This window comes from Rathayibacter sp. AC182 (assembly GCF_979253875.1).
Genome location: NZ_CEEDEK010000004.1, coordinates 230,541 through 256,498, shown reverse-complemented (window position 1 = coordinate 256,498; position 25,958 = coordinate 230,541). Strand labels below are relative to the sequence as shown.

Genomic DNA, 25,958 nt, shown 5'->3' with positions numbered 1-25,958 from the left:
CTCTCCGTCCCTTGACGGTACTTTGTTCAATCGTCTAAGAAAGTATCCGACACCGGACGCGACAACCGAGGCGAGGAAGCCATGACCGTCATCCCCCTGCACCAGAACTGGACGCTGCGAGCGCTGGAGGGCCCTGAGGCGCCCGAGCGGCCGACCGGAGGTGGCGGCGACGGTGCCCGGCTCGGTGCACACCGACCTCCTCGCCGCAGGCCTGATCCCCGACCCCTTCGACGGCGGGAACGAAGCGCGCCTGGCCTGGATCGGCCGCACCGCCTGGGTGTACGAGACCCGCTTCGAGTGGACCGACGACGGCCTCCGAGCGCCACGACCTGGTCGCCGAGGCCCTGGACACGGTCGCGACCGTGCGCCTGAACGGCACCGAACTCGGCCGCACCGAGAACCAGCACCGCTCCTACCGCTTCGGTGCGCGGGAGGCCCTGGTCGAGGGGGAGAACGTGCTCTCGATCGAGTTCGCGGCTCCCGTGACCGAGGCGGAGCGGCGCTCGCTCGCGCACGGCCCGAGGCCGCACGTGAACCACCACCCCTACAACGCGCTGCGGAAGACCGCGAGCAACTTCGGCTGGGACTGGGGCATCGACGTCGCCACGAGCGGCATCTGGCGGCCGATCGGCCTCGGAGCTGGTCGGGCGTCCGCATCGCCGCCGTGCGTCCGGTCGTCGACGTCGACGGGACCGACGGCGTGCTGCGCGCGCACGTCGAACTCGAGTGGGCCGGCTCCGCGTCGGCCGAGGTGTCGGTCGCGATCGGCGGAGCGGAGGCGGCGATCCGCGCCGAGGCGGGCGCGGTCGAGGCAGTGCTCGAGGTGCGCGTCCCCGGGGCCGAGCTGTGGTGGCCGCGCGGCTACGGCGAGCAGCCCCTCTACGACGTCGCGGTCGCCGCGGGCGACGACTCGGTCTGGACCGGCCGCGTGGGCTTCCGCACGGTGCGCGTGGACACGACGCCGGACGAGGACGGCTCGCCCTACCGCGTCGAGATCAACGGACGCACGGTGCAGATCCGCGGGGCGAACTGGATCCCGGACCACGCCTTCCTCACCGAGGTCGACCGTGACCGGTACGCGCGCCGCATCGCCGACGCCACCGAGGCGAACATGAACCTGCTGCGCGTCTGGGGCGGCGGGATCTACGAGTCGCACGACTTCTACGACGTCTGCGACGAGCAGGGCGTGCTGGTGTGGCAGGACTTCCTCTTCGCCTGCGCGGCCTACGCCGAGGAGGAGTGGCTCGCCGTCGAGGTGGAGCCCGAGGCGCGCGAGGCGGTCACCCGCCTGAGCGCCCACCCCTCGCTCGTGATCTGGAACGGCAACAACGAGAACATCGTCGGCTACACCGACTGGGGCTGGCGCACCCGTCTCGCGGGCGCCACCTGGGGCAACGCCTACTACCGCACCCTGCTCCCGGGCATCGTCGCGGAGCTGGACCCGACGCGCTTCTACTCGCCGGGCAGCCCCTACTCGTTCGACGACTACCTCCACCCCAACGACCCGGCCAACGGCACCGTGCACATCTGGGACGTCTGGAACACGCGCGACTACACGGGCTACGCCGACTGGCGACCGCGCTTCGTCTCCGAGTTCGGCTTCCAGGGGGCCGCCCCGCGTGGTCGACGCTCACGAGCGTCGTGCACGACGAGCCGCTGGAGCCGTACGGCGAGCAGATGCTCGTGCACCAGAAGGCGCACGAGGGCAACCTCAAGCTCGAGCGCGGACTCGCCGGGCACCTGCCCTCGCCGGAGTCGATCGAGGACTGGCACTGGGCGACCCAGTTGAACCAGGCGGCGGCGCTGCGCTTCGGGATCGAGCACTTCCGCTCGCTCTCGCCGCTGAACACCGGGATCGTGGTGTGGCAGCTGAACGACGACTGGCCGGTGGTCTCGTGGGCCGCCGTCGACTTCCACGAGCACCGGAAGCCCCTCTGGTACGCGCTGCGGGCGGCGTACGCGCCGCGGCTCGCGACGATCCAGCCCCGCGACGGCGGGCCGGCCGCCGGTGCTGCTGAACGACACGGACGAGGCGTGGAGCGGCTCCGTCGTCGCCCGGCGCCTGCAGCTGGACGGCACGGTGCTGGCCGAGGAGCGCTGGGAGGCGGCGGTGCCCGCGCGGGGTGAGGCGACGACTCCGCTGCCCGCCTCGATCACGGCGTTCGGCGACCCGGCCGGCGAGATCGTGAGCGTGGAGCCGGAGGGCTGGACCCGCGCGCTGCTCCACCCGGCCGAGGTCGTCGACCAGGCCCTCGACCCGTCGCCGCTGGAGGCCATGGCGGAGCTGCTCGGGCGCGGACGTCGTCGTCACCGTGACGGCGCGCTCGCTGGCGCGCGACGTCACCCTGCTCGTCGACCGCGTCGACCGGGGGCGAGGGGTCGATGAGGCGCTCGTCACCCTGCTCGCGGGAGAGTCCGCGCGGTTCACCGTCTCCGGAGCCGCCTCCGGCGTCGATCCGGACGCGTTCCTCGACCCGCTGGTGCTGCGCCACGCCAACGGGCTGCGCGCCGGGGTGCCGGCCTGAGCGGGCCGGGGGCGGCGGTCGTCGGGATCGTCGTCCGCCGCCCTCCCCGCGAGCACGGGGGAGATCCGTTCTTCGCCGAGCTGATCGCCGGGATGGAGGACGTGCTGGTCCCGGGCGGCGGTGGGGTGCTGCTGCAGGTCGCCGCCGACCAGGCGGAGGAGCTCGCCGCGCTCTCGCGGTGGGCGGCGGATCCCCGGGTCGCCGGCGCCGTGCTCGGCGACCTGGTGGAGGACGACCCGCGGCCGGAGCGCGCACGTGCTGGGGCTGCCCGCCCTCGCCCTGGGCGGGACCCCGGAGGCGCCGCCGTCCCGTCGATCCCGGTCGACAACGCGACCCCGGTCCTGGAGGCGATGGCGGCGCTCGCCGCGCTCGGGCACCGCAGGATCAGCCGCGTCTCGGGTCCCGTCCGCCTCGGGCACACGCGCGAGCGGAGCGAGGCCTTCGACCGGGGGCTCGCCCGGGCGGGACTGTCGGGGCGCTCGATCGAGAGCGACTACTCCGCGCGGTCGGGGGAGGCCGCCACCCGGATGCTCCTCGCCGACGAGGCGCGACCGACCGCGATCCTCTACGACAACGACCTGGCGGCGCTCGGAGGCCTCGCGGCCGCCCGCGCGCTCGGGGTGGACGTGCCGACGCGGCTCTCGCTCCTGGCGTGGGACGACTCCGAGCTCTGCCGCCTCGCCGATCCGCCGCTCTCGGCGATGAGCCGCGACGTCCGCGGGCTGGGCGTCCTGACCGCGCAGGCCCTCCTCGCGGTGATCGCGGGGAGCCGCTGCCGCAGCGCGCTCCCGAGCGCCCGCGCCTGGTCCTGCGCGGCACGACGGCGCGCGCGGCGCGCTGACGGCGTCCGCTCCGGCCTCGGCGCCGCTCTCCGCGGAGCGGGAAGAGCGCTCTCACGAGAGTCCACCGCCGACTGTTGACCACTTAGTTCAGTCATGTAACAATGCTCGGGCGGCGCTCGCCGCACACAGCTCCGTCACCGTCGACGACCCTGCGCCGTCGACGCCAGGAAAGGATCAACGATGTTCCTTCGCGTTCGAGAAGGCCGACGCCTGCGCGTCCTCGCCGCTGCCGCCGCCACCGCGGCGTCCGCCCTCCTGCTCTCCGGCTGCACCGGAGGAGCGAGCTCCTCCGGCACCTCGTCGGCCGACACCCTCGTCGCCTACACCGGTCAGGCCGGCGACTACCAGATCAACTTCAACCCGTACTCGCCCTCGAAGATCGGCGGGCTGGGCACCATCTACGAGTCGCTGTTCTTCGTCACGAACATCAACTCCGACCCCTACGTCCCGCTGCTGGGCACCGAGTACACCTGGAACGCCGAGGGCACGCAGCTCGACGTGACGCTGCGCGACGACGTGACCTGGAGCGACGGAGAGGCGTTCACCGCCGAGGACGTCGCCTTCACCTTCCAGATGCTGGTCGACAACCCCTCGCTGAACACCGGCGGCTTCGACGGAGTCGTCACCGCGACCGACGACACCCACGTGAGCATCACCTGGGACCACCCGGCCTTCGTCACCGGCCCCACGGTCCTCGGCCGCACCCCGATCGTCCCCGAGCACCTCTGGGCCGACGTCGACCCGGTGACCGACGTGGTCGCCGAGCCCGTCGGCACCGGCCCCTACCTCCTCGCCGACTTCAAGGCGCAGGCCTTCACCCTCGGCGTGAACGAGGACTACTGGGACGGCGCGCCCGCCGTGAAGGCGATCCGCTTCCTCTCGCTCTCGGGCAACACCGCCGGAGTCGACGCCCTCGCCGCCGGGACCATCGACTGGCAGACCGGCCCGGTGCCGGACATCGAGAACGTCGCGAAGAACTACCCCGGCTACGAGGCCATCACGATCCCGCAGAACCAGGTCGCCCTGCTCGGCTGCGCGAACGTCGACCTCGGCTGCGTCGGACCGCAGACCGACCCGGCCGTCCGCCAGGCGATCTACTACGCGCTCAACCGCGACCAGATCAACGCGCTCGCCTTCCAGAACACCGCCAGCGAGGTCTCGCCGACGTTCGTGCTGACGGAGGCGCAGAAGGAGTCGATCTCGACCGCCGTCGCCGAGCCCGTCGCTCCGAGCGCCCCCGACCTGGACCGCGCCTCCGCCCTCCTCGAAGAGGCCGGCTACGCCAAGGGCGCCGACGGGATCTACGCCAAGGACGGCGTGCCCCTGAAGCTCACGATCGAGGTCGTCACCGGCTGGACCGACTACATCACCGCGATCGACACGATGGCGCAGCAGCTCGGCGAGGCCGGCATCGCGGTCACCGCGTCGCAGTCCTCCTGGAACGAGTGGACGGACAAGAAGAGCAAGGGGAACTACCAGCTGGCGATCGACTCGCTCGGCCAGGGCCCCGCCTCCGACCCGTACTACCTCTACAACAACTTCTTCACCACGGCGAACACCGCTCCCGTCGGCGAGGCCGCCCCGATCAACGTGGCCCGCTACAGCGACCCCGAGGTCGACGCCGCCGTCGAGGCGCTCACCGCCACCAGCCCGGACGACACCGCCGCCCGCCAGGCACAGTTCGACATCATCCAGGCGAAGATCGTCGCGGACATGCCCTACATCCCGGTCATGACCGGCGGCACCACCTCCGAGTACAACGCCGCCAAGTTCGACGGCTGGCCCACCGAGGACGACCTCTACGCCTTCCCGGCGATCTGGGCCTCGCCGGACAACGCCGAGATCTTCAAGAACCTGACCCCGACCGGCGAGTGAGCCGCGCGTGAACTACTACCTGCGCAAACTCGGGTTCTACCTGATCGCGCTGTGGGCGGCGCTGACGATCAACTTCGTCATCCCGCGCCTGCTGCCCGGCAACCCGGTCGACATCCTGCTGGCCAAGCTGCAGCAGCGCGGCGGGATCGTCAGCGCCGAGACGCGCCAGGCGTACGAGCTGCTGCTCGGAGGCGACACCTCCCAGCCGCTGATCGCGCAGTACTGGAGCTACCTGGTCAACGTGTTCCGCGGCGACCTCGGAGTCTCGGTCTCGTACTTCCCCGCCCCGTCAGCGAAGTCATCGCGACCTCGCTGCCCTGGACGATCGTGCTCGTGGGGGTGGCGACGGTCATCGCGACGGTGATCGGCGTCGCCCTCGGCGCGATCGTCGACTGGAAGCCCGGCACCTGGCTCGACTCGCTCGTACCGGCCACCACGCTGCTGGCCGCGGTGCCGTACTTCTGGCTCGCGCTGATCCTGGTCTACGTGTTCGCCACGACGCTCCGGCTCTTCCCCTCGCAGGGCGGGTACGACGTGGTGCTGAACCCGGGCTGGAACGGCGAGTTCCTGCTCTCGGCGATCCAGTACGGGCTGCTGCCGGCGGCGACGATCGTGATCGCCTCCCTCGGCGGCTGGCTGCTGGGGATGCGCAACATGATGGTCTCGACGCTGTCCGAGGACTACATCCTCACCGCTCAGGCGAAGGGCCTCCCGCAGGGGAAGATCCTCCGCTCCTACGCCGCCCGCAACGCGGTGCTGCCCTCGGTGGCCGGCTTCGCGATCTCGCTGGGCTTCGTGGTCTCGGGGTCCATCGTCACCGAGCAGGTGTTCTCGTACCCGGGCATCGGATCGAAGCTGCTCTCGGCGGTCACCAACAACGACTACGCGCTGATGCAGGGGATCTTCCTCTTCATCACGCTTGGCCGTGCTCGGCGCGAACCTCGTCGTCGACCTCTTCTACGGGATCATCGATCCCCGGACCCGAGCGCGGAGCTGACGCCGATGACGAACCTCGCCGCCTCCTCCGACACCGTCGTCGTCGACGCGACCGAGCAGCTCGCGACCGTCGACGCCGCCAAGGGACGGCCCCCGCGGCCGGCCTGGCGGATGATGCTGCCGACGCCGACCCCGTGGCTGATCGCGGGGCTCGCGCTGGTCCTCGGCGTCGCCCTGTTCGGCCTGGTCGGTCCGCTCCTCGTGGGCGACCCGACGACCATCCGCGACATCGGCCTGACCGGGCCGTCGGCCGAGCACTGGCTCGGCACGACGCAGACCGGGCAGGACGTGCTCGCCCAGCTCGCGTTCGCCACCCGCGGCTCGCTCGAGATCGGCCTGATCGTGGGGATCCTCGCGACGGCGCTCTCGGCCTTCTTCGGGATCCTCGGCGCGTACCTCGGCGGCATCGTCGACGAGGCGTTCTCGCTCTTCTCGAACGTGTTCCTGGTGATCCCCGGCCTGCCGCTCGTGATCGTCATCTCGGGTTTCGTGCCGCAGGAGCAGCGCGGTCTCTGGACCATCGGCGTCGTGCTGGCCATCACGAGCTGGGCCGGATCCGCGCGGGTCCTGCGCGCGCAGACCCTCTCGATCCGCAGTCGCGACTACGTCTCGGCGTCGAAGGTCGCGGGGGAGCGCGCCTGGCGCGTGATCGCGGTCGAGATCCTGCCGAACCTGCTGCCGGTGCTCGCGTCGCAGTTCGTCTTCGCGGTGATCGCGGCGATCCTCGGCGAGGCGGGCCTGTCCTTCCTCGGCCTCGGAGCGTCCAACTCGTCGACGCTGGGCACGATGCTCTTCTACGCGCAGAACGGCTTCGCCCTGCCGCTCGGAGCCTGGTGGTGGTTCGGCCCTCCCGGCCTGATCATCGCGCTGTTCGGCATGGGCCTCTCGCTGGTCAACTTCTCGATCGACGAGATCATCAACCCGCGGCTGAAGAACGTCCGCCTGCACGCCCGTCGCGCTCGCGCGGCGGCGAAGGCCGAGCGCTCGGGAGCCCGCACCGCGCGAAGGAGCGCCGCATGACCCGCACCGTGCTCGAGGTCGAGGACCTCGGTGTCGTCTACGAGGTGGAGTCGCCCGTCACGGCGGTCCGCGGCGCCACCTTCCGCCTGGGCGAGGGCGAGATCCTGGGCCTCGCCGGAGAGTCCGGCTGCGGCAAGACGACCCTCGCCTACGCGGTCAACCGGCTGCACAAGCCGCCGGCGCGCATCGCCTCGGGCCGGGTGGTGTTCCACGACCGCGACGGCACCTCCACCGATCTGCTCGAACTGGGCGACGACGGGATGCGGGCCTTCCGCTGGTCGAAGCTGTCGATGGTGTTCCAGGGGGCGATGAACGCGCTCAACCCGGTCACCTCGGTGCGGGCGCAGCTCGACGACGTCCTGGTCGCGCACCGGCCGGGGCTGTCGCGGAAGGAGCGGAAGGAGCGGGCGGCCGACGTCCTGCGCCGCGTGGGCGTGGATCCGGTGCGGCTCACCTCCTACCCGCACGAGCTCTCGGGCGGCATGCGGCAGCGGGTGATGATCGCGATGGCGATGATCCTCGAGCCGCAGGTGATGATCATGGACGAGCCGACGACCGCGCTGGACGTGGTCGTGCAGCGCGACATCCTCCGCGAGATCGTGCGGCTGCGCGACGAGCTGGGCTTCGCCGTGATCTTCATCACCCACGACCTGCCGCTGCTGCTCGAGATCAGCGACCGCATCGCCGTGATGCTGCGCGGCGAGATCGTCGAGCTCGCGACGGCGGAGCAGATCTACCGCGCGCCCGAGCACCCGTACACCCGCAAGCTGCTGGGCTCGTTCCCGAGCCTCTCCGGCACGCGCGGGGCCTTCATCCGATCGGGAGCGAATCCCGACGCCGTTCTCGAGGAGGACATCGCGTGACCAGCGTCAGCGTCACCGATCTGGTGAAGGACTTCAGCATCCGCAAGGGACTGCGCCGCGAGGCGTTCCGCGCGGTGGACCACGTCTCGTTCGACCTCGTCCCCGGGCGCACCGTCGCCCTGGTGGGCGAGTCCGGATCGGGGAAGTCGACGATCGCGCGGATCCTCGCGCGGCTCGGAAGACCGCGTCCGGATCCGTCGACGTCACCCTCGACGACCGCACGCCGGTGCAGGGCTCGGTCTACCGGCGGCACGTGCAGATGGTGTTCCAGGACCCCTTCGCCTCGCTCAACCCGTTCCACTCGCTCGAGCACCACATCGCCCGGCCGCTGCGGATCCACCACCGCACGCGGACCGCGGTCGAGACCCACGAGCGGGTGCTCGAGATGCTTCCGTCGGGTGAACCTCGAGCCGGCGGAGGAGTTCGCACCCCGCCGCCCGCACGAGCTCTCGGGCGGGCAGCGGCAGCGCGTCGCCATCGCCCGGGCGCTCGCCCCGGGCGCGCAGGTCGTCATCGCCGACGAGCCGGTCTCGATGCTCGACGTGTCGATCCGCCTGGGAGTGCTCAACCTGCTCGGCCGGCTGCAGCGGGAGGACCGCCTCGCTGTCCTCTACATCACCCACGACCTGGCGACCGCGCGGCACTTCTCGGACGAGATCCTCGTGCTCTACCGCGGCCGGATCGTCGAGCGGGGTCCGGCGGACGACGTGATCCTGAACCCGAAGCACGACTACACGCGGCTGCTCGCGCTCGCCGCCCCCGACCCCGAGCGGGTCGGCAAGGTCGTGGGCTCGGAGGACGCGCCGGACCGCTCGCGGATCGACAACTCCGTCTGCTTCAACCACTTCACCGGCGAGTGGGAGCACGCGGGCAGCCGCCCGGTGGCCGTGGGGGCCGCGTGAGCCCCTCCGACGGACTACATTCGGCGTCGTGACCTCTTCGCCGGTGACCGCTCCCGTCCCGGTCGCACCCCTCGCGCCGCCCGAGGCGTTCCGGATCGAGGAGATGCCGTCCGCGACGCGGGCGACCCTGCTCGAGGTGCTCATCCACGGATCGCTGCCGCGCGCCGAGATCGCCCGGCGGCTCGGACTCTCGCGGGCGTCCCTGACGCGCATCTCGCGCACCCTCGTCGAGGCGGGGCTGCTCGCGGAGGGCGAGACGCGGCTGATGGCGGCGACCGGCCGCCCCTCCGGGATGCTGCGGGTGCGCAGCTCCGCCCGCCGCTTCCTCGGGATCAAGCTCACCGGCGACGCGCTCTACGCGGTCGTCACCGATCTCGGCGCCGAGGTGACGGCGTCGACCGAGCACTCGCTGAGAAGCAGCGACGTGGCGGAGGTCGTGCGGCAGATCGCCGAGGCGGCCCTCGAGCTCGCCGGCGAGGGCGTCGGGCTGACCTCCATCGGCATCGCGATCGCCGGGCGGGTGCGGCAGGACCCCGGCGGCGCGGGTCGTCGAGCACTCGGCGTTCCTCGACTGGCATCACGTCGACCTCGCGCGCCTCGTCCGGGAGGCGACGGGACTCGCGTGCTCCGTCGAGAACGACGTGCAGGCGCTGACCGCCGCCGAGCACTGGTTCGGCGCCGGCGCCGGGCTCGAGGAGATCGATGGCGCTCGTCACCGTCGGCACCGGCATCGGCTGCGGGCTCGTCGTGAACGGGCGCCTGGTGGAGGGCGGGCACAGCCGACCCGGCCAGGTCAGCCACACGATCGTCGATCCCCGCGGCGACCTCTGCGCGCACGGCCACCGCGGCTGCGCGTCGACGATGCTCGTCAACGACGCGGTCGTCGCGGCCTCCGGTCGTCCCGGCGCCTCGTACGAGGAGGTCGTCGAAGCGGCGCGCGACGGCGATCCGGAGGCGCTGCGCGCCTTCGAGCGGGCCGGACGCGCCCTCGGGGTGATCATCGCGGAGGTCGCCAACCTCGTCGACCCCGAGAAGGTCGTGGTCAGCGGAGACGGCATCGCGGTGGTCGCGTTCGCCGAGGCGTCGATCCGCTCGGGGATCGCCGAGCGCCTCGAGCGCGAGGCCGTGCCGGTCGAGCTCGACGTGCGCACCTGGGACTTCTCGGAGTGGGCCCGCGCGGGCGCCGCGCTGGCCATCCGGACCCTGCTGGCCTGAAGTGCGGGCTCCCTCCTGCTGATCCCTCAGCCTGCGCTCAGGCCCCCTCTACTGATCGAGTAGCCCGCGCAGCCGGCGTATCGAGATCCCCTCCGCCTGAAGCCGCCTCTTCCGCCCCTTTGTTCCATCGCTTGACAAAGCCCCTCGGCCGACGGGATGCTCGCAGGGTGACCAGCGTCGATCCCTGGGCCCCCCGCGCCTCCGTCCTCTCCCGGTTCGCCTTCGGCGGCGACTACAACCCCGAGCAGTGGCCCCGGGAGGTGTGGCGGGAGGACGTGGCGCTGATGCAGGAGGCGGGCGTCACGATGGTGACGCTCGGCGTCTTCTCGTGGGGGCTCGTCGAGACGGCCGAGGGCGTCTTCGACTGGGGAGTGGCTGGACGAGATCGTCGGGCTCCTGCACGAGGCGGGCATCGCGATCGATCTCGCCACCCCCACCGCGGCCCCGCCGAGCTGGCTGCTCGCCGCGCATCCGGAGATCCTGCCGGTCGACGCCGACCTCGTCCCCGTGCACCCCGGCGGCCGTCTGGGCTGGTGCCCGAGCTCCGCCGTCTTCCGCACCCACGCGCTCCGGATCGCCGGCGCTCTCGCCGAGCGCTACGGGCGGCACCCCGCGGTCGCGCTCTGGCACGTCTCGAACGAGCTCGGCGGCGGCAACCGGCACTGCTGGTGCGACGAGTCCGCCGCGGCCTTCCGCCGCTGGCTCCGCGAGCGCTACGAGACCCTCGACGCCCTGAACGCGAGCTGGGGAACCGCGTTCTGGGGTCACCGCTACTCCGATTTCGAGCAGATCCTCCCGCCGCGGGGATCGCGGGCGATGCACAACCCGGGACTGCAGCTCGACTTCGACCGCTTCTCGTCGGACGAGCTGCTCGCCCTACCTCGCCGAGAAGGAGGTGCTGCGCGCGGCGGGCGTCGAGACTCCGATCACCACGAACTTCATGGTCGGCCAGGGGCCCGACGTGGTCGACTACGCGCGCTGGGCGCCGCACTGCGACATCGCCGTCAACGACCACTACACGACGGGAGCCGATCCCCGCCGCGAGCAGGACCTCGCCTTCTCGGCCGACCGGATGCGGGGGCTGACCGAGGACCGCGCTCCCTGGCTCCTGCTCGAGCACTCGACCGGTGCCGCGAGCTGGCAGCCGCGGAACCGCGCCAAGGACCCCGGCGAGATCCTCCGCAGCAGCCTCGCGCACGTGGCGCGCGGCTCCGACGGGGCGATGTTCTTCCAGTGGCGCGCGTCGACGGCGGGAGCCGAGCAGTTCCACTCGGCGATGCTGCCGCACGCGGGCACCGGCACGAAGGTCTGGCGCGAGGTCGTCGAGCTCGGAGCGCTGCTGCAGCGCCTGGAGCCGGTCCTGGGCGCCCGGGTCGAGCCCGCCCGCGTGGCGCTCCTGCACGACGACGAGGCGGGCTGGGCGTTCTCCTCGGGCCTCAAGCCGCACAACCGGCTCCGCTGGGCCGAGCAGGCGCGGGCCTGGCACCGGGTGCTCTTCGACCGCACCGTGCTGGTCGACGTCGTCCCCCCGTGGCGCGACCTCTCGGGCTATCCTCGTGGTGGTGCCCGCGCTGTTCCTCGTGTCGGAGGAGACGGTCGCGGCTCTGACCGCGTTCGCCGAGCAGGGCGGCACCGTCATCGTGACTCCGCTCTCCGGGATCGTCGATCCCGCGAACCGCGTGCGGACGGGCCTGGCTCCCGGTGCCTTCTCGGCGCTGCTGGGCGCGGGCGCCGGAGTTCGGCCCGCTGCAGGAGGAGTCGTTCGCCCTGGACACCGGCTGGCGCGGTGCGGAGTGGACCGAGCGGCTGCAGATCCTCGACGCGGAGGTCGTCGCCTCCTACCGCGGCGGTGTCCTCGACGGCCTGCCCGCCGTCACCCGCCGCCGCCACGGCGCGGGCGAGGCCTGGTACGTCTCGGCGATGCTCGACGACGACGGGATCGGCGGTCTGCTCGACCTGCTCGACCCCGCCCTGACCGCCTCGGTGCTCGAGGCGCCGCGAGGTGTGGAGGCGGTGCGGCGGGAGGGCCCGCCGGCCGCTTCCTGTTCCTGCTCAACCACTCGGCCGACGAGGCGGTGGTCGCGGCGACCGGGCGCGATCTGGTCACGGGCGGGTTCGTCGACGGCTCCGTCGTGATCCCCGCCGGCGGCGTGCGCGTCATCGCCGAGGGCGGTGCGGCATGAGCGCCGACGTCCGGATGCTCCGCTCGGCGGGCACGGCGCTGATCGTCGCCGTGCGCGCGGAGGGTCTCCCCGAGGTCCTGCACTGGGGCCGCGATCCCGGTCCCGTCGACGCCGAGGCGCTCGCCGCGCTCGACGAGGCGTCGATCCGCCAGGTCTCCTCGAGCGCGCTCGACGCCCCGTGGCCCCAGACGATCCTCCCAGGGGAGCAGGACGGCTGGCAGGGCCGCCCCGGTCTCGCCGGCCACATCGCCGGAGAGCCGCTGCTGCCGTCGTGGCGCGTCGTCTCGCTCGGAGCGACGAGCACTGCCTGCCGCCTCGAGGCCGTCGCCGACGAGCTCTCGCTGTCCTCCTCCCTCCGCTTCGACGCCGCCGGAGTGCTGGTCGTCGAGCACGCGCTGACGAACCGCGGCGAGCGCGTCGTCGAGCCGTCGATACTCGGGGCGACCCTGCCGCTGGACGCCCGGGCCGTCGAATTCCTCGACCTCGCCGGCCGCTGGACCCGCGAGCGCTCGCCGCAGCGCCGCCCGGTCGCGCACGGCAGCATCGTGCGGGAGTCGCGGCGCGGCCGCACCGGGCACGACGCGCCCACCTTCGCGATCGCGGGCACCGCCGGCTTCGGCGACCGCACCGGTGAGGTCTGGGGCGTGCACCTGGCCTGGAGCAGCGACTCCGTGCACCGCGTCGACCGGCTGCCCGAGGGTCGGGGCGCCCTGGGCGCGGGGGAGCTGCTGCGGGCGGGCGAGATCGCACTGGCCCCCGGCGATCGCTTCACCGCCCCTGCCGCGCACTTCGTCTGGAGCGACGAGGGCCTGGACGGCCTCTCGCGCCGGATGCACTCCTCGCTCCGCGCCCGCCCGTCGCACCCGCGCACTCCGCGTCCCGTGCACCTGAACACGTGGGAGGCCGTCTACTTCCGGCACGACCTGCCCACGCTGACCCGGCTGGCCGACACGGCGGCCTCCATCGGAGGTCGAGCGCTTCGTCCTCGACGACGGCTGGTTCTCCGGCCGCCGGGACGACTCCGCGGGCCTGGGCGACTGGAGCGTCGACGACGAGGTGTGGCCCGAGGGGCTGCACCCGCTGGTCGAGCACGTGCGCGCGGCCGGCATGCAGTTCGGCCTGTGGGTCGAGCCCGAAGATGGTGAACCCGGAGTCGAGGCTCGCCCGGGAGCACCCCGACTGGCTCCTCGAGACCCCGCGCCGCGCCCGCAGCTGGCGCCACCAGCACGTGCTCGACGTCGCGCGCCCGGAGGTGTCGGCGCTGCTGCTCGAGCGGCTCTCCTCGCTCGTCGAGGAGTACGCGATCGACTACCTCAAGTGGGACCACAACCGCGATCTGCTCGAGGCCGTGCACGCGGGCCGGCCGGGTGCCGGAGCGCAGACCCGCGCGGTCTACGCCCTGCTCGACGCGCTCCGGGCGCGTCACCCCGGCCTCGGAGATCGAGTCGTGCGCCTCCGGAGAGGCGTCGCGTCGATCTGGGGATCCTCGCCCGCACCGACCGGGTCTGGGCCTCCGACACCAACGACCCGCTCGAGCGGCTGCGCATCCAGCGCTGGACCGAGCTGCTCCTGCCGCCCGAGCTGATCGGCAGCCACGTCGGTCCGGCCCGCGCGCACACCACCGGACGCACTGCCGATCTGTCGTTCCGGATGGCCGCGACGCTCTTCTCCTCGCCCGGCATCGAGGCCGACATCACCGGCAGCAGCCCCGAGGAGCTCGAGGCGCTCGCCGCGTGGATCCGCCTCTCGAAGCGGCTCCGACCGCTGCTCGCGACCGCCGGGCTCGTGCACGGCCCCACCGCCGACGACGGGTCGGAGCTCACGGGAGCGGTCTCGCCGGACCGCAGGCACGCCGTGTACCGGCTGGCTCGATCCGGCACCGGGGAGGACGCGGTCCCGCCGCCCACCCGTCTCGTGGGGCTCGACCCCGCGCTGGGCTACCGGGTGCGGATCGTCGACGAGCTGCGTCCGGAGCGCTTCCTCGATGCGGTCCCGCCGCCGTGGATCAGCCGCGGCGAGGTGGTCCTCCCGGGGTCCCTCCTGGCCGGGGTGGGCCTGCGCACACCGCTGCTCGCCCCGTCCTCGGCGCTCGTCCTCGAGGTCGAGGCTCTCGAGGAGCGCTGAGGGAGGAGTATCGAGGGCACGAGCACTGAGGGCACGAGCATCGAGGGCAGGAGCACTGAGAGCAGGAGCACTGACGGCACCGCCCCGTCGCTGCGCCTCGCCGCCGAGCTCGAGGAGCGCGCCCGCGCGGCACTCCCGTGGTTCGTCGCCGACTACTACGGAGCGGTCGCCGGGGGCCGCCTCGGGCGCGACGCCGATCTCGCGGCCTGGGACGCGGTGCGGTTCCGGCCGGCGGCACTCCGCGGCGAGCCCGGCACGTCGATCGCCACCACCGTGCTCGGCACCCCGCTCGAAGGCCCGGTGATGATCGCTCCGATGGCGCAGCAGGTGGCCGCGGATCCGCGGGGCGAGGAGGCGATGGCGGAGGCGGCGGCGCGCGCCGGCACGCTGCTGGGCGTCTCGACCAACACGGCCGTGCCCTTCGAGCGCATCGCGGCGGCGGGTGCGCCGTGGTGGTTCCAGGTGTACCTGCTGGCCGAGCGCGACGTGACGCGCGCCCTGGTGGAGCGGGCCTCGCAGGCGGGCGCCGGCGCGATGCTGCTCACCGTCGAGACTCCGGTGCTGCGCGAGGAGCGCGCCGGGGTCGAACCGCTGACCTGGCCGGACGTGCCAGGACGTGCGCGCCTGGGCAACCTCACGCCCCACGAGCGGGAGCGCGTGCTCGGCCACCCCGGTGCCGCATCCCGGCCTCGACGACATCGAGTGGCTCGCGTCGGTCACCGGGCGCCCGGTGGTGGTCAAGGGCGTGCTGCGCGGGGAGGATGCGCGCCGCGCGGTCGACGCCGGCGCCTCCGGGGTCGTCGTCTCGACGCACGGGGGACGGCGGATGGACGGCTCGATCACCGCCGTCGGCGCCCTCGCCGAGGTGGTCGAGGCGGTGGGCCGTGACGCGGAGGTGTACGTGGACAGCGGGGTGCGCAGCGGCCGGCACGTGCTCGCCGCGCTCGCTCTCGGGGCCCGCGCCGTGTTCGTCGGACGGCCGGCGATGTGGGCGCTCGCGGTCGGGGGCGCGGACGAGGTGGCGGCGCTGCTCGCGGTGATCGACGGCGAGTTCCGCAGCATGCTGCGCCAGTCGGGAGCGGCCTCGCTCGCCGACCTCGACGGCCTCGCGGTGCCGCCGCCGGAGTGGCGGCGCTGACGGATCGCCCGCGACTCAGCGCACGGGCACCCGGACGAGCAGCGATCCCGTGTCCACGCGGATCCGGACTCCTTGGCGAGGTCCGAAGCCGTCGCCGTCGAGCTGGATCTCCTGCGGCTCGTCGACGCGGATCCGGATGTCCTCCCCCTTGAGGTAGATGACGTCGCGGGCGTCCTCGCGCAGGTCGATCAGCTTGCGGCCCGCGGCGGAGCGGCGCAGCACGCCGTTCTCCCACGTGATCGTGTTCCAGACCTTGAGCCAGCCCAGCGGCCCGCGCAGGCGCAGCGCCACGATGTCGAGCACGCCGTCGTCCGGCTCGGCGTCGGGGATCAGCAGGATCCCGCCCGGCAGGACACCGCAGTTGCCGACCATCACGGAGTGGACCGAGACCGACCGCGAGGCCGAGCCGTCGAGCGAGTACCGCAGCTTCACGGGTTCCAGCTCGGCCAGCGCGCGCATCCCGCCGTCCACGTAGGCCAGCCAGCCGACCGCCTTCTTCAGCTTCGTGCTGGTCTTCGCGATCATCTTCGCGTCGATGCCCAGGCCGGCCATGACGAGGAAGACGTTCTCGACCCGCTCGCCGTCCGGGCGCTCCAGCGTCACCACTCCGGTGTCGATCCGGCGCTCGCCGCCGCCGAACGCGACGCGCACCGCCTCCTCGAAGCTCAGCGGCAGGCCGAGGTTGCGCACGAGCAGGTTGCCCGTGCCGAACGGCAGCACCGCGAGGGCCGTGCCCGAGCCGCGGAGCCCCTCCGCCACCGAGCGCACCGTGCCGTCGCCGCCGGCGGCGAGCACGACGTCGACCCCGGAGGCGACGGCCGCGCGGGCCTGCGTGGCGCCCGGCTCCGACGGGGTCGTCTCGAACCAGACCGTCGCCTCCCAGCCGTGCTCCTGCTCCGCCGCCGCCACGAGCGCCCGCATGCCGCGCCAGTCGCCCTTCGAGGGGTTCACGACGACCGCCGCTCGCCTCGGTCCCGTCTCCGCCATGCACGAACGGTAGCGGGCGGCGCCGGTGCCGGGGCTGGACAGGCCCTAGACCCCGGCGGTGGTGCGGGCGCGGCGGGCGCGCTGGCGGTCGTGCTCGGCGTCCAGGAGCGCCCGGGTCGCGGGCACCGCGAGGAAGTCGACCAGCAGGCCGGTCTCCTCCTCGATCCGCTCCGCGAGGTCCGCCGGATCCGTCCGCAGCAGCCGACGGGTCGCGGCGGCCACGTGCGCGGGTCGGGAGGCGAGCGCGGTGACGCGCTCGTCGATCCGAGCTGCGAGATCGGCCCGCGGAACGATCTCGGTGACGAGCTGCCACTCCAGCGCCTCGATCGCGCGCACGGGTCGGCCGGTGAGGGCGAAGTCGAGCGCGCGGCGCCGGCCGATCGTGCGGGGAGGGCGACCGTCACCCCGCAGTCGGGCACGAGGCCGACGTCGCCGTAGGCGCTGAGGAACACCGCCGCGGGCGTCGCGACCACGATGTCGGCGGCGAGGGCGAAGGCGATGCCGGCCCCCGCCGTCATCCCGTCGATCGCGCAGACCACGACGGCCCGGGCGCTCTCGAGCAGGCGGAAGACCTCGGCCGAGGTGGTCGCGACGTCGCGGAGGTAGAGCTCCGGCTCCGGCGCGCTCATGATCGCCGAGACGTCGCCGCCCGTGCAGAAGGCCCGTCCGGCCGCCTGGATCACGATGACCGCGACCGCCGGATCGGCGTCGAGGTCGGCCACGGTGCGCAGGAGCGCCCGGGCCGTGCCGAGGTCGATGGCGTTCAGGGCGTCGGGGCGGTTCAGCACGATGCGGGCGATCGGCCCGTCGCGCTCGACGAGGACGGGGGAGGTCTGGTCGGTCATGCGGTGGTTCCACTTCGGGGGACGGGGAGGGGGCCCCCTAGAGTCTCAGCACTGCCCGCGTTCGGATCGCCTGCTCGGTCGATCCCCAGGTGCGGCGGGCGGGATGCGCGCCCCGGCTAAACTGCCGGGGTGATCGATCCACTGCTCCTCCGCGAGAACCCGGACGTCCTCAAGCGCTCTCAGGAGGCGCGCGGCGACTCCGTCGAGCTCGTCGACGAGGCCCTCGAGGCCGACCGTGTCCGGCGTGCTGCGATCACCGAGGCCGAGCGTCTGCGCGCCGAGCAGAACGCGTTCGGCAAGACCGTGGCGAAGGCCCCGAAGGACGAGAAGGCCGCCCTCGTGCAGGAGGCGCAGCGCCTCGCAGCCGCCGCCAAGCAGGCCCAGCAGGAGGCGGCCGAGGCCGACGAGCGCTTCACCTCGCTCGTGAAGCGCATCGCGAACCCGGTCATCGACGGCGTGCCGGCCGGCGGCGAGGAGAAGTTCGAGCTCGTCAAGACGGTCGGCGAGCGCCCGGTCTTCGACTTCGAGCCCGCGACCACCTCGAGATCGGCGAGCTCCTCGACGGCATCGACATGCAGGCGCGGAGCGAAGGTCAGCGGCGCCCGCTTCTACTTCCTCAAGGGCCTCGTCGCCCGCCTCGAGATCGCCCTGATGAACCTCGGCCTCGGAGCGCGCGCTCGAGGCGGGCTTCACCCCGCTGATCACCCCCACGCTGGTCAAGCCCGAGATCATGGACGGCACCGGCTTCCTCGGCGAGCACGACGACGAGGTCTACCGCCTGCGCGACGACGACCTCTACCTCACCGGAACCAGCGAGGTCGCCCTCGCCGGGTACCACAGCGACGAGATCCTCGACCTCTCGAGCGGCGCCAAGCGCTACGCGGGCTGGAGCACCTGCTACCGCCGCGAGGCCGGCTCGGGCGGCCGGGACACCCGCGGCATCATCCGCGTGCACCAGTTCAACAAACTCGAGATGTTCGTCTACGCGCTCCCGGAGGACGCGGAGGCCGAGCACCAGCGCCTCCTCTCGTACCAGGAGGGCATGCTGCAGAGCCTCGGCCTGCACTACCGCGTGATCGACACGGCCGCGGGCGACCTCGGCCAGAGCGCTGCGCGCAAGTTCGACGTGGAGGCCTGGGTGCCCACGCAGGACGCGTACCGCGAGCTCACGTCCACCTCGAACTGCACCACGTTCCAGGCCCGCCGCCTCGACACCCGCTACCGCACCGAGTCCGGGAAGACCGCTCCCGTCGCCACCCTGAACGGCACGCTCGCCACCACGCGCTGGATCGTCGCGCTCCTCGAGACGCACCAGCGCGCCGACGGCTCGGTCGTGGTCCCGGAGGCGCTGCGCCCGCACCTGGGCGGCCTCGAGGTCCTCGAGCCGGTCGCGACCGCATGAGCGCCGCTTCCGGCCGGCGGCTCGTCGCCCTCGACATCGACGGCACCGTCATGCACGAGGACGGCACGATCACCGACGTCGTGATCGAGGAGATCCTGCGCGTCGAGCGCCAGGGCGACGAGGTCATGCTCGCCACCGGCCGCTCGCCCGCCTCGACGCTGCCGGTCGTCGCGCGCCTGGGCATCGCTCCGGAATTCGTGATCTGCTGCAACGGCGCCGTCACCCTGCGCCGCGACGAGGGCGTCGAGGGCGGCTACCGCCCCGAGATCGTCAAGACCTTCGACCCCACCGAGGTGCTGCAGAACATCTTCCGGTTCCTCCCCGAGGCGCACTACGCCGTCGAGGACGAGCACGGCGCCTTCTTCTACACCGAGGCGTTCCCCGGCGGCGCGGTGATGGGCGTCGAGACCACCCACGTCCCGTTCGAGGAGCTCCTCGGCCGCCTGTGCACCCGCGTCGTCGTCATCTCGCCCGAGACCGGCATCGACGAGTTCTCGGGCCTCGTCGAGAAGATGGGGCTCCACCAGGTCAGCTACGCCATCGGCTGGACGGCCTGGCTCGACATCGCCCCGCACGGCGTCAACAAGTCGACCGCCCTCGAGGTCGTGCGCGAGGAGCTCGGCATCGAGCGCTCCGACGTCGTCGCCCTCGGCGACGGCCGCAACGACATCGAGATGCTCACCTGGGCCGCCGAGCAGGGCGCCGGCCTCGCGATGGGCCAGGCCCCCGACGAGGTCCGCGCCGTCGCCTCCGCCGTGATCCCCACGGTCGAGGAGGACGGCGTCGCCGCCGCCCTGTCGTCGCTGCGCTGACGCGGCTGTCCTCTCCGGAGGTCCACGGGGTCCGGAGGCGGCGTCGAGGCCCGCTGCGCGGCTCCCGTCCTCGGTTGCGCACGGGTGCCCCGCTCGGCGGACGCCCGTCGGTTACCATCGACTGTCGCGACCCCCTGGGACGCGGCGAGGAGGCTGTCCGAGCGGCCGATGGAGCCAGTCTTGAAAACTGGTGGGCAGAAATGCCTCTAGGGTTCGAATCCCTAGCCCTCCGCTCCGATCGACGATCCCGGGCGCCGGCGGCGCCGCCACCGAGCGGAGCGGTCCGTCCCGGCCCGACCGCGCGTCCGCGGTCGCGATCCGCTCGGTGACGGGTTCCCCGGCCGTTCCGCAGGTCCCCGGGTACTATGTCCCGACGCGCGCTCGCCGGTGACCCCCTCCCGGCTGCGGCGCGCAGGAACCAGGCAGCACGCACGCACACGAACGGGAGACGGATGCTCAGGACGCGCCCTTCGACGGACCGATCCGCCGCGGACGAGTCGGCGCGGTCCCCGCGCCCCTTCGTGCGGCACGGTCGGCAGAAGCGGCACAGCCTCCCGCGCACGCTCGTGAAGGCCGCGGCAGCGGTCTCCGGAGTCGGAATCGCCGCGTCGGTCTCGATCGTCGCGATCGCCGCGACCCTCCTCGTGCAGTCCGCCCAGCCGTCCGTCGATCTGCATCCGGTGGCCGCGGGATCCGGCGTCGGAGCGGCCGCCTCGGCCCCCGAGATCGGCGCGCTGGAGGGCGGCTTCAACGTCCTCGTCGTCGGCAGCGACTCCCGCCAGGGCCAGGGCGACGCCTACGGCGACCCCGACCAGGAGACGAGCGTCCTGAACGACGTGAACATGCTCCTGCACGTCTCGGCCGACCACACCAACGCCACCGTCGTCTCCTTCCCGCGCGACATGTACGTCGACATCCCCTCCTGCGTGAACGCGGCCACCGGCGAGACGATCGCCGAGCGCTCCGGCACCAAGATCAACGAGGCGATGGGCAAGGACGTCAGCCTGGGCTGCGTCGCCGGCGTCGTCGAGGACCTCCTGGGCATCAGCGTCGACTACGGCGCGGTGGTCCAGTTCAACGGCGTCATCGAGATGTCGAACGCCGTCGGCGGAGTCGACGTCTGCGTCGCCACCGAGATCGCCGACCCGTACACGAACACCTACCTCGAGCCCGGCACGCACTCCCTGGAGGGCATGGCCGCTCTGCAGTTCCTGCGCAGCCGCCACGGCATCGGCGACGGCAGCGACCTCACCCGCATCAGCAACCAGCAGGTGTTCCTCTCGTCGCTCATGCGCGAGATCAAGAGCGCCGACACCCTCCTGAACCCCGTCGCCCTCTACGGGCTCGCCAAGGCGGCCCTGGGCAACATGACGCTCTCGACCGGGTTCGACAACGTCAACACAATGGTGCAGATGGGCCTCGCGCTCAGCGACGTCGAGCTGGCGGACATCGTCTTCGCGCAGTACCCCACCGCGGAGGCGTACGGCGGAGTGGTGCCCGATCGCACCGCGGGCGACGTCCTGGCGAGCGCGCTGCAGGCCGATCAGCCGATCTCGATCACCGGAGGAACCGGCGGTGGCGCCGTCGTCGAGGGCGAGCCCGCCGTCGAGACGCCCGCCACGACCGAGCCGCCCGCCGGCCCCGCGACCGCCGAGCCGCTCGCGACCGCGGGAGGCGACTCCCGGCACGGCGGCCCCGGCTCCCACGGCGGGAGGCGAGGTCGCCCTGCCGGCCGAGGTCACCGGCGTGAGGGCCGATCAGCAGTCCTGCTCGGTCGGGTTCTTCGGCTGAGCCGGAGACGCGCGCGCCCCGCGGGATACGCTCCTCCTGGAGCGCCGATCGGCGGTGAGCGGCACGGAGCGGCTCCTGCCGCGCTACGGAGAGGAGAACGACCCGATGAGCGAACCCGCCCCGTCGCGCAGGACCGCCGCCCGGCACGGCCGTCTGCGCCCCCAGAGCGGACTGCGCCACCTCGGTCGCGTCCTCGCCGCGTGCATCGGGGTCGGAGTCGTCAGCACCGTCTGCATCGTCGCGATCGCGGTCTCGATGATCGCCGGCAGCGCTCGTCCGTCCGTCGACCTCGAGGCCGGCTCGTCCGGCAGCCCGGTGCCGAGATCGGTGCGATCGAGGGCGGGGTCAACATCCTCCTCGCCGGCAGCGACAGCGCAGAGGGCTCCGAGGCGGGCGCGTTCGGCGACCGCTCCGAGAACCTCAACGACGTGACGATGCTGATGCACATCTCGGAGGACCACTCGACGGTCGAGGTCGTCAGCTTCCCCCGCGACCTGTACGTGCCGATCCCCTCGTGCACCGATCCGGCGACGGGAGCCGTGACCGAGCCGGTGAGCTCGGAGAAGGTCAACCAGTCGCTCGAGCTCGGCGGTCTCGCCTGCACCGTGCAGACGGTCGAGCAGCTCACGGGTCTCGAGATCCCCTACGCCGCGCTCATCCAGTTCGAGGGCGTCATCGAGATGTCCAACGCGGTCGGAGGCGTCGACGTCTGCGTCGCGACACCCCTCGAGGACGTGTACACGGGCCTCACGCTGACGGCCGGCACCCACACACTCGTCGGCGCCGAGGCGCTGGCGTTCCTGCGCACGCGGCACGGTGTCGGCGACGGCGGCGACCTCACCCGCATCTCGAGCCAGCAGGTCTACCTCTCGTCGCTCGTGCGCAAGGTGAAGAGCGCCTCGACCCTGTCGAATCCCGTCGCGCTGTACGGGCTCGCCAAGGCCGCGGTGTCGAACATGCAGCTCTCGACCTCGCTCGAGAACGTCAACACCATGGTCTCGATCGGCCTCGCCGTGAAGGACGTCGACCTCGCCAACGTGGTCTTCGTGCAGTACCCCACGTTCATCGACGGCAACGGCGTCTACCCGAGCGAGGAGGCGGCGGCCACGCTGATCGCCGCGCTGCAGGCCGACCAGCCGATCGCGCTGACCGGCACGACCGGCGGCGGTTCCGAGTCGGCCGACGGATCCACGCCCGTCCCCTCGGTTCCCAAGGAGCCCGCGACCCCGGAGCCCGCTCCCGAGGAGACCGGCGCGCCCGCCACCACCGCCCCGGTGCCGGAGGAGACCGCCGTGGCGCTCCCCAGCGACGTCTCGGGGCAGACGGCCCAGCAGGAGACCTGCACCGTCGGCCGCACACTCGACGAGCAGTAGCCGCCGCCTCCCGGACGCCCGGCGGGCCGGTGTCGTCCCGGCCCGCCGGGTGCGGTTATGATGGTCGTCGTGCGTTCGCCCAGCGGGCGCTCGGGAGTCGTCGCATAGTCCGGTCGAGTGCACCACCCTGCTAAGGTGGAGAACCCTTTATTGGGTTCCGTGGGTTCAAATCCCACCGACTCCGCACCTCTCGAAAGCCCTGCTCCGGCAGGGCTTTCGTCGTTCCCGGGCCGTCGCCGCACGGCCGCGGCGGGCTACCCTGATCGGATGCAGATCCTCGACGCCCTGGCCTCCGCTCCCGCCCGCCGCGACGTGCAGTCGATCCGGGGGGCGTTCGCCGAGATCGGCGTCGGCGACGACGTGCGGATGCTCATCCGCTCGCCCCGCTACGGGCTCTACGGGATCGAGGGCGTGGTCGGCCGCGCGGTCGGCGGAGAGCTGGTGGTCGCCGACGTGTTCCTCGGAACGGGCACCGAGGTGCAGAGCCTGGCGCTGGCCGCGGCGTCCGAGGCATCGGCGGGCGAGCGCTCGGTCGACGGGCTGCAGCACGGCGATCCCGTGCGTGTGACGTTCTCGACTCCGACACTGGGCACCTTCGCCGTCAGCGGTCCGCTGACCGCGGGCCAGGACGAGCTGCTGCTGGTCGGCAGCTGGATCGTCGCGAACGGCGGCGAGGTCGCTCCGCGCGTCGAGTCGATCGAGCGGCTCGAGCTGACCGTGCACACCGCCCACGTCCCGGGACCCCGGGCGGCGAAGGCGGAGTAGCGCCGGCTTCTGCGTGACGAACCGAGAGGGGAGAGTGGCCCCACCCGCGGGACGACCGGCGGGTGCTCCAGTCGATCGGTGGTGACGGTCAGTCGGTCTCGGTGAGGTACGCCGTCGCGACGGAGGTCGCGGATTCGCCGGGCGTGGTCACCTGATGGTGAGGAGGGCCTGAGCGGGGCGCTCGCTCGAAAACACGCTCTGCGTGCTGACCGCGAACGGGGCGATACCGGTCGCGCCGGTCGTGCTCGCCGGTCCTGCCGACCGCGAAGGCGGAGTGTCGCCCTCGGGTCCGGCAGGGCGGGCACTCGTCGACAGCCTCGGAACTCGGAGTGCGAGGATTTGGTGGAAAAAAGTTCGGGTCCGCCGTCCTCAGCGACGAGTGATGGAGCCGCTACTCTCTGGCAGTTGTCCGCGCCAACTCGTTGTAGCTCCACTTGAGGACAGCCGAGTCTGTTTGCGATCGTTGGGTTGATTCCGCGGGCAGGGGAGTCGGCCCGGACTTCTCGGTGCTCTCACCGCTGAGACGATAAGGATTCGTTTTACCAGGATTGGTGAGCGCATAGGTCACCCATCGTGGACACTTCTCGATGCCGTTGTTGTCACAATAGGCGGTCACCATGCCTAATTTGCCATTGACCGGCCAGCCGTGATAATTGGTATAGGTCGTCGGGTCGAAAATCGCGTGAACGAGCATCTGTTCTCTTAAGGTGCAGTTCCACTGGTCCTTGCAGTCGTACTTACCGACGTACGTCCGAAGATCGAAGTTGCCATTCGACTGTTTTTTGTTGTTCGTGGAGCCGAGGAGCACCTTCTGGGCTGCCCGGGAGGTCAGAGCGTGCTTGTGCCACGCCTTGTCCATCCCGAATCCCCGCTGAATGTCGGCGTCCCAAAAGCCGCGACGCAGGATCTTGCCCAACCGAGGGTTCTCTACTGTCGCCACCACCTGGTCGGTCTGGTATCCCTTCGGCGGCTGGGCTGCTTCTGCCGGTGTTGCTGCGCCGACGAGTAGCCCGAGGGTGACGAGTACGACGCCGATGGTCCGCGAGGTCTTCTGATTCATTGTGCTCCTCATGCTAGTATTGAGCAAAGCTCATTGCCAGGAGGTATCTTGCCGGAGACAGACTTGACCCAGGACATCTTGACGTCGTTCCTCGAGTTCGTGGCGCAGGACATCGGGCCGGATGCCCGAACTCCGGAGATCCTCGCTGCCTGGGTGGACGGGCCGGCGCATGTCGCCGTCATCTATCGCAGCAGCTTCGAGCCTGGTCTCGTCCTCGGCTTACGCCGTTTCTTCGGCGCCGACTCAGGAATGGACGCCCGATCCGGAGCGGCGGAGATCCAGGAGAGCATCTCAGAGCCCCTCGGCGACGGAGTCCACTTCGTTCGCCCCGACGGAGAGGGAGTGCTGTGGTCGGGCGATCTCGACGATGCGCTTCCGAATGCTCCTCGACGTCGGTGAAGGCGCGCGACACGCACCAGCGTTTCTGCCGGTTCTGTTGGGCCCTTCAGCTCTGGCAGTGCGGGCACCAGTAGGTGACGCGCAGCTGCAGCTCGCTGTCGCCGAGCTCGCCCTGGCGGATCGGCGTCCCGCAGCGGCGGCAGGGCCGGCGGTCGCGGCCGTACACCCAGAGCTGCTGCCCGGGCCGGAGGTTGCCTGTCGTGGTGCGCTCGATGCGCTCCCGGTTGACCGTGATCAGCTTCTTGGCGAGGGCGATCGTGCGCACGAGATCGCCGGACTCGCCGACCGGACGGGTCGGCAGGACTCCCCGGAGGAAGCAGAGCTCGGCCCGGTAGACGTTGCCGAGGCCGGCCATGATCCGCTGGTCGAGCAGGGCGAGGCCGATCGGCCGCTCGGGGTCGGCGGAGAGGCGCCGCAGAGCCTCGTCCGCATCCCAGTCGGGGCCGAGGAGATCGGGACCGAGGTAGCCGATGACGTCCTGCTCGGCGGCGAGGGGAACGATCTCGAGCAGGCCCAGCTCGAAGCCGACGGCCTGCCACTCGGGCGTCTCGAGCACGATGCGCGCCTGGAACGCGGGGCGGTGCCATTTCGGCCGCTCGCCGCCGAGGGGGTAGAGGTGCCAGCTGCCCTCCATCTTGAGGTGCGAGTGGATGAGTGCATCGCCGACCCGCATCAGCAGGTGCTTGCCGCGGGGCACGACGGAGTCGATGGTCTCCCCGGTGAGATCGACGGTCGCGTACTTCGGCACGCGGACGTCGCACGTCGTCAGGACCTGGCCGTCGAGCGCCTCGGCGAGGTTGTGCGCGGATCGGTAGACGGTGTCACCCTCGGGCACGGGGGC

Annotated in this window: 22 protein-coding genes, 2 tRNA genes and 9 pseudogenes; 29 read left to right on the top strand and 4 right to left on the bottom strand. The window is 72.1% G+C overall.

What is annotated here, in order from left to right; translation table 11 throughout:
- Window positions 1-160 precede the first annotated feature (160 nt).
- The 22 genes and pseudogenes from AC0CII_RS09560 to AC0CII_RS09455 form a co-directional block, all read left to right on the top strand.
- Window positions 161-563, top strand: a pseudogene (locus tag AC0CII_RS09560) (glycosyl hydrolase 2 galactose-binding domain-containing protein); the annotation flags it as partial.
- A gap of 101 nt (window positions 564-664) precedes the next feature.
- A complete protein-coding gene (locus AC0CII_RS09555) occupies window positions 665-1,789 on the top strand; it encodes a glycoside hydrolase family 2 protein (RefSeq protein WP_465229238.1) in 1,125 nt (374 codons plus the stop codon).
- Complete coding sequence (locus tag AC0CII_RS09550) at window positions 1,678-2,127, top strand: hypothetical protein (protein WP_465229237.1); 450 nt, start codon at window positions 1,678-1,680, stop codon at window positions 2,125-2,127. Before AC0CII_RS09555 ends, AC0CII_RS09550 begins: the two co-directional genes overlap by 112 nt.
- The gene (locus AC0CII_RS09545; protein WP_465229236.1) at window positions 2,009-2,386 is read left to right on the top strand and encodes a hypothetical protein; all 378 of its coding nucleotides are present in this window, start codon (window positions 2,009-2,011) and stop codon (window positions 2,384-2,386) included. Before AC0CII_RS09550 ends, AC0CII_RS09545 begins: the two co-directional genes overlap by 119 nt.
- Window positions 2,313-2,525 (top strand): hypothetical protein, encoded by a 213-nt coding sequence (locus AC0CII_RS09540; RefSeq protein ID WP_465229235.1) that lies wholly within the window; start codon window positions 2,313-2,315, stop codon window positions 2,523-2,525. Before AC0CII_RS09545 ends, AC0CII_RS09540 begins: the two co-directional genes overlap by 74 nt.
- Window positions 2,522-3,445: a substrate-binding domain-containing protein gene (locus AC0CII_RS09535; protein WP_465229295.1), complete on the top strand. Its 924-nt coding sequence runs from the start codon at window positions 2,522-2,524 to the stop codon at window positions 3,443-3,445. The genes AC0CII_RS09540 and AC0CII_RS09535 overlap by 4 nt, the downstream gene beginning before the upstream one ends.
- A gap of 102 nt (window positions 3,446-3,547) precedes the next feature.
- The gene (locus AC0CII_RS09530) at window positions 3,548-5,242 is read left to right on the top strand and encodes an ABC transporter substrate-binding protein (RefSeq protein WP_465229234.1); all 1,695 of its coding nucleotides are present in this window, start codon (window positions 3,548-3,550) and stop codon (window positions 5,240-5,242) included.
- Between the two features lie 7 nt (window positions 5,243-5,249).
- Window positions 5,250-6,239: pseudogene (locus AC0CII_RS09525) on the top strand (ABC transporter permease).
- Between the two features lie 5 nt (window positions 6,240-6,244).
- The gene (locus AC0CII_RS09520; RefSeq protein WP_465229233.1) at window positions 6,245-7,258 is read left to right on the top strand and encodes an ABC transporter permease; all 1,014 of its coding nucleotides are present in this window, start codon (window positions 6,245-6,247) and stop codon (window positions 7,256-7,258) included.
- Window positions 7,255-8,121, top strand: coding sequence for an ABC transporter ATP-binding protein (locus AC0CII_RS09515; RefSeq protein ID WP_207403220.1), 867 nt, complete (start codon window positions 7,255-7,257; stop codon window positions 8,119-8,121). The genes AC0CII_RS09520 and AC0CII_RS09515 overlap by 4 nt, the downstream gene beginning before the upstream one ends.
- A complete protein-coding gene (locus tag AC0CII_RS09510; protein ID WP_465229232.1) occupies window positions 8,118-9,023 on the top strand; it encodes an ATP-binding cassette domain-containing protein in 906 nt (301 codons plus the stop codon). Before AC0CII_RS09515 ends, AC0CII_RS09510 begins: the two co-directional genes overlap by 4 nt.
- 43 nt (window positions 9,024-9,066) lie before the next feature.
- Window positions 9,067-9,774, top strand: a complete 708-nt coding sequence (locus tag AC0CII_RS09505) for a MarR family transcriptional regulator (RefSeq protein WP_465229231.1) — start codon at window positions 9,067-9,069, stop codon at window positions 9,772-9,774.
- The gene (locus AC0CII_RS09500; RefSeq protein ID WP_465229230.1) at window positions 9,726-10,238 is read left to right on the top strand and encodes an ROK family protein; all 513 of its coding nucleotides are present in this window, start codon (window positions 9,726-9,728) and stop codon (window positions 10,236-10,238) included. Before AC0CII_RS09505 ends, AC0CII_RS09500 begins: the two co-directional genes overlap by 49 nt.
- 375 nt (window positions 10,239-10,613) lie before the next feature.
- Window positions 10,614-11,905, top strand: a pseudogene (locus tag AC0CII_RS09495) (beta-galactosidase); the annotation flags it as partial.
- A gap of 34 nt (window positions 11,906-11,939) precedes the next feature.
- A pseudogene (locus tag AC0CII_RS09490) lies at window positions 11,940-12,134 on the top strand (hypothetical protein); the annotation flags it as partial.
- A gap of 179 nt (window positions 12,135-12,313) precedes the next feature.
- Entirely contained in the window at window positions 12,314-12,421 is a 108-nt protein-coding gene (locus tag AC0CII_RS09485; RefSeq protein WP_465229229.1) for a hypothetical protein, read from the top strand.
- A pseudogene (locus tag AC0CII_RS09480) lies at window positions 12,418-13,329 on the top strand (glycoside hydrolase family 36 N-terminal domain-containing protein); the annotation flags it as partial. The gene AC0CII_RS09485 and the pseudogene AC0CII_RS09480, both read left to right, overlap by 4 nt.
- Before the next feature lie 121 nt (window positions 13,330-13,450).
- Window positions 13,451-13,501 (top strand): annotated as a pseudogene (locus AC0CII_RS09475) (hypothetical protein); the annotation flags it as partial.
- A gap of 58 nt (window positions 13,502-13,559) precedes the next feature.
- A complete protein-coding gene (locus tag AC0CII_RS09470) occupies window positions 13,560-14,006 on the top strand; it encodes an alpha-galactosidase (protein ID WP_465229228.1) in 447 nt (148 codons plus the stop codon).
- Window positions 13,898-14,545 carry an alpha-galactosidase gene (locus AC0CII_RS09465; protein ID WP_465229294.1) on the top strand — a complete coding sequence of 216 codons (648 nt, stop codon included), beginning with the start codon at window positions 13,898-13,900 and terminating at the stop codon, window positions 14,543-14,545. Before AC0CII_RS09470 ends, AC0CII_RS09465 begins: the two co-directional genes overlap by 109 nt.
- 9 nt (window positions 14,546-14,554) lie before the next feature.
- Window positions 14,555-15,109 (top strand): annotated as a pseudogene (locus AC0CII_RS09460) (alpha-hydroxy-acid oxidizing protein); the annotation flags it as partial.
- A 52-nt stretch (window positions 15,110-15,161) separates the two neighbouring features.
- Window positions 15,162-15,683 (top strand): alpha-hydroxy-acid oxidizing protein, encoded by a 522-nt coding sequence (locus AC0CII_RS09455; RefSeq protein ID WP_465229227.1) that lies wholly within the window; start codon window positions 15,162-15,164, stop codon window positions 15,681-15,683.
- 15 nt (window positions 15,684-15,698) lie between these two features.
- Here AC0CII_RS09455 and AC0CII_RS09450 read toward each other — a convergent pair whose 3' ends face one another.
- Both AC0CII_RS09450 and AC0CII_RS09445 read right to left on the bottom strand, forming a co-directional pair.
- Window positions 15,699-16,634, bottom strand: a complete 936-nt coding sequence (locus tag AC0CII_RS09450) for a diacylglycerol/lipid kinase family protein (RefSeq protein ID WP_465229293.1) — start codon at window positions 16,632-16,634, stop codon at window positions 15,699-15,701.
- Window positions 16,635-16,715: 81 nt separating this feature from the next.
- Window positions 16,716-17,515: pseudogene (locus tag AC0CII_RS09445) on the bottom strand (enoyl-CoA hydratase/isomerase family protein).
- A gap of 129 nt (window positions 17,516-17,644) precedes the next feature.
- On the opposite strand from AC0CII_RS09445, the pseudogene serS reads away from it, so the two are divergent.
- From serS to AC0CII_RS09415, 6 genes and pseudogenes are all read left to right on the top strand, one after another.
- Window positions 17,645-18,917: pseudogene (gene serS / locus AC0CII_RS09440) on the top strand (serine--tRNA ligase).
- The gene (locus tag AC0CII_RS09435) at window positions 18,914-19,729 is read left to right on the top strand and encodes an HAD family hydrolase (RefSeq protein ID WP_465227881.1); all 816 of its coding nucleotides are present in this window, start codon (window positions 18,914-18,916) and stop codon (window positions 19,727-19,729) included. Before serS ends, AC0CII_RS09435 begins: the two are co-directional and overlap by 4 nt.
- A 148-nt stretch (window positions 19,730-19,877) precedes the next feature.
- A tRNA-Ser gene (locus tag AC0CII_RS09430) sits at window positions 19,878-19,961 on the top strand.
- A gap of 220 nt (window positions 19,962-20,181) precedes the next feature.
- A complete protein-coding gene (locus tag AC0CII_RS09425; protein ID WP_465229226.1) occupies window positions 20,182-22,893 on the top strand; it encodes an LCP family glycopolymer transferase in 2,712 nt (903 codons plus the stop codon).
- Window positions 22,894-22,986: 93 nt separating this feature from the next.
- Window positions 22,987-23,077: transfer RNA gene (locus AC0CII_RS09420), tRNA-Ser, on the top strand.
- Window positions 23,078-23,160: 83 nt separating this feature from the next.
- On the top strand, window positions 23,161-23,658 hold the full coding sequence (locus tag AC0CII_RS09415) for a hypothetical protein (RefSeq protein ID WP_465227884.1): 498 nt from the start codon (window positions 23,161-23,163) through the stop codon (window positions 23,656-23,658).
- A gap of 391 nt (window positions 23,659-24,049) precedes the next feature.
- Here the strand turns inward: AC0CII_RS09415 and AC0CII_RS09410 are convergent, their stop codons facing one another.
- A complete protein-coding gene (locus tag AC0CII_RS09410; RefSeq protein WP_465229225.1) occupies window positions 24,050-24,718 on the bottom strand; it encodes a hypothetical protein in 669 nt (222 codons plus the stop codon).
- A gap of 63 nt (window positions 24,719-24,781) precedes the next feature.
- On the opposite strand from AC0CII_RS09410, the gene AC0CII_RS09405 reads away from it, so the two are divergent.
- Window positions 24,782-25,117 carry a hypothetical protein gene (locus AC0CII_RS09405; RefSeq protein ID WP_465227886.1) on the top strand — a complete coding sequence of 112 codons (336 nt, stop codon included), beginning with the start codon at window positions 24,782-24,784 and terminating at the stop codon, window positions 25,115-25,117.
- 46 nt (window positions 25,118-25,163) lie between these two features.
- Here AC0CII_RS09405 and AC0CII_RS09400 read toward each other — a convergent pair whose 3' ends face one another.
- Entirely contained in the window at window positions 25,164-25,952 is a 789-nt protein-coding gene (locus tag AC0CII_RS09400) for a DNA-formamidopyrimidine glycosylase family protein (RefSeq protein WP_465227887.1), read from the bottom strand.
- Window positions 25,953-25,958: the final 6 nt, after the last annotated feature.

Excerpts from the sequence above, each read along its gene's own strand:
- AC0CII_RS09550 (WP_465229237.1), top strand. The coding sequence starts at position 1,678 with ATGCTCGTGCACCAGAAGGCGCACGAGGGCAACCTCAAGCTCGAGCGC.
- AC0CII_RS09530 (WP_465229234.1), top strand. The coding sequence starts at position 3,548 with ATGTTCCTTCGCGTTCGAGAAGGCCGACGCCTGCGCGTCCTCGCCGCT.
- AC0CII_RS09520 (WP_465229233.1), top strand. The coding sequence starts at position 6,245 with ATGACGAACCTCGCCGCCTCCTCCGACACCGTCGTCGTCGACGCGACC.
- AC0CII_RS09515 (WP_207403220.1), top strand. The coding sequence starts at position 7,255 with ATGACCCGCACCGTGCTCGAGGTCGAGGACCTCGGTGTCGTCTACGAG.
- AC0CII_RS09500 (WP_465229230.1), top strand. The coding sequence starts at position 9,726 with ATGGCGCTCGTCACCGTCGGCACCGGCATCGGCTGCGGGCTCGTCGTG.
- AC0CII_RS09470 (WP_465229228.1), top strand. The coding sequence starts at position 13,560 with ATGGTGAACCCGGAGTCGAGGCTCGCCCGGGAGCACCCCGACTGGCTC.
- AC0CII_RS09435 (WP_465227881.1), top strand. The coding sequence starts at position 18,914 with ATGAGCGCCGCTTCCGGCCGGCGGCTCGTCGCCCTCGACATCGACGGC.
- AC0CII_RS09425 (WP_465229226.1), top strand. The coding sequence starts at position 20,182 with ATGCTCAGGACGCGCCCTTCGACGGACCGATCCGCCGCGGACGAGTCG.
- AC0CII_RS09415 (WP_465227884.1), top strand. The coding sequence starts at position 23,161 with ATGCAGATCCTCGACGCCCTGGCCTCCGCTCCCGCCCGCCGCGACGTG.
- AC0CII_RS09410 (WP_465229225.1), bottom strand. The coding sequence starts at position 24,718 with ATGAATCAGAAGACCTCGCGGACCATCGGCGTCGTACTCGTCACCCTC.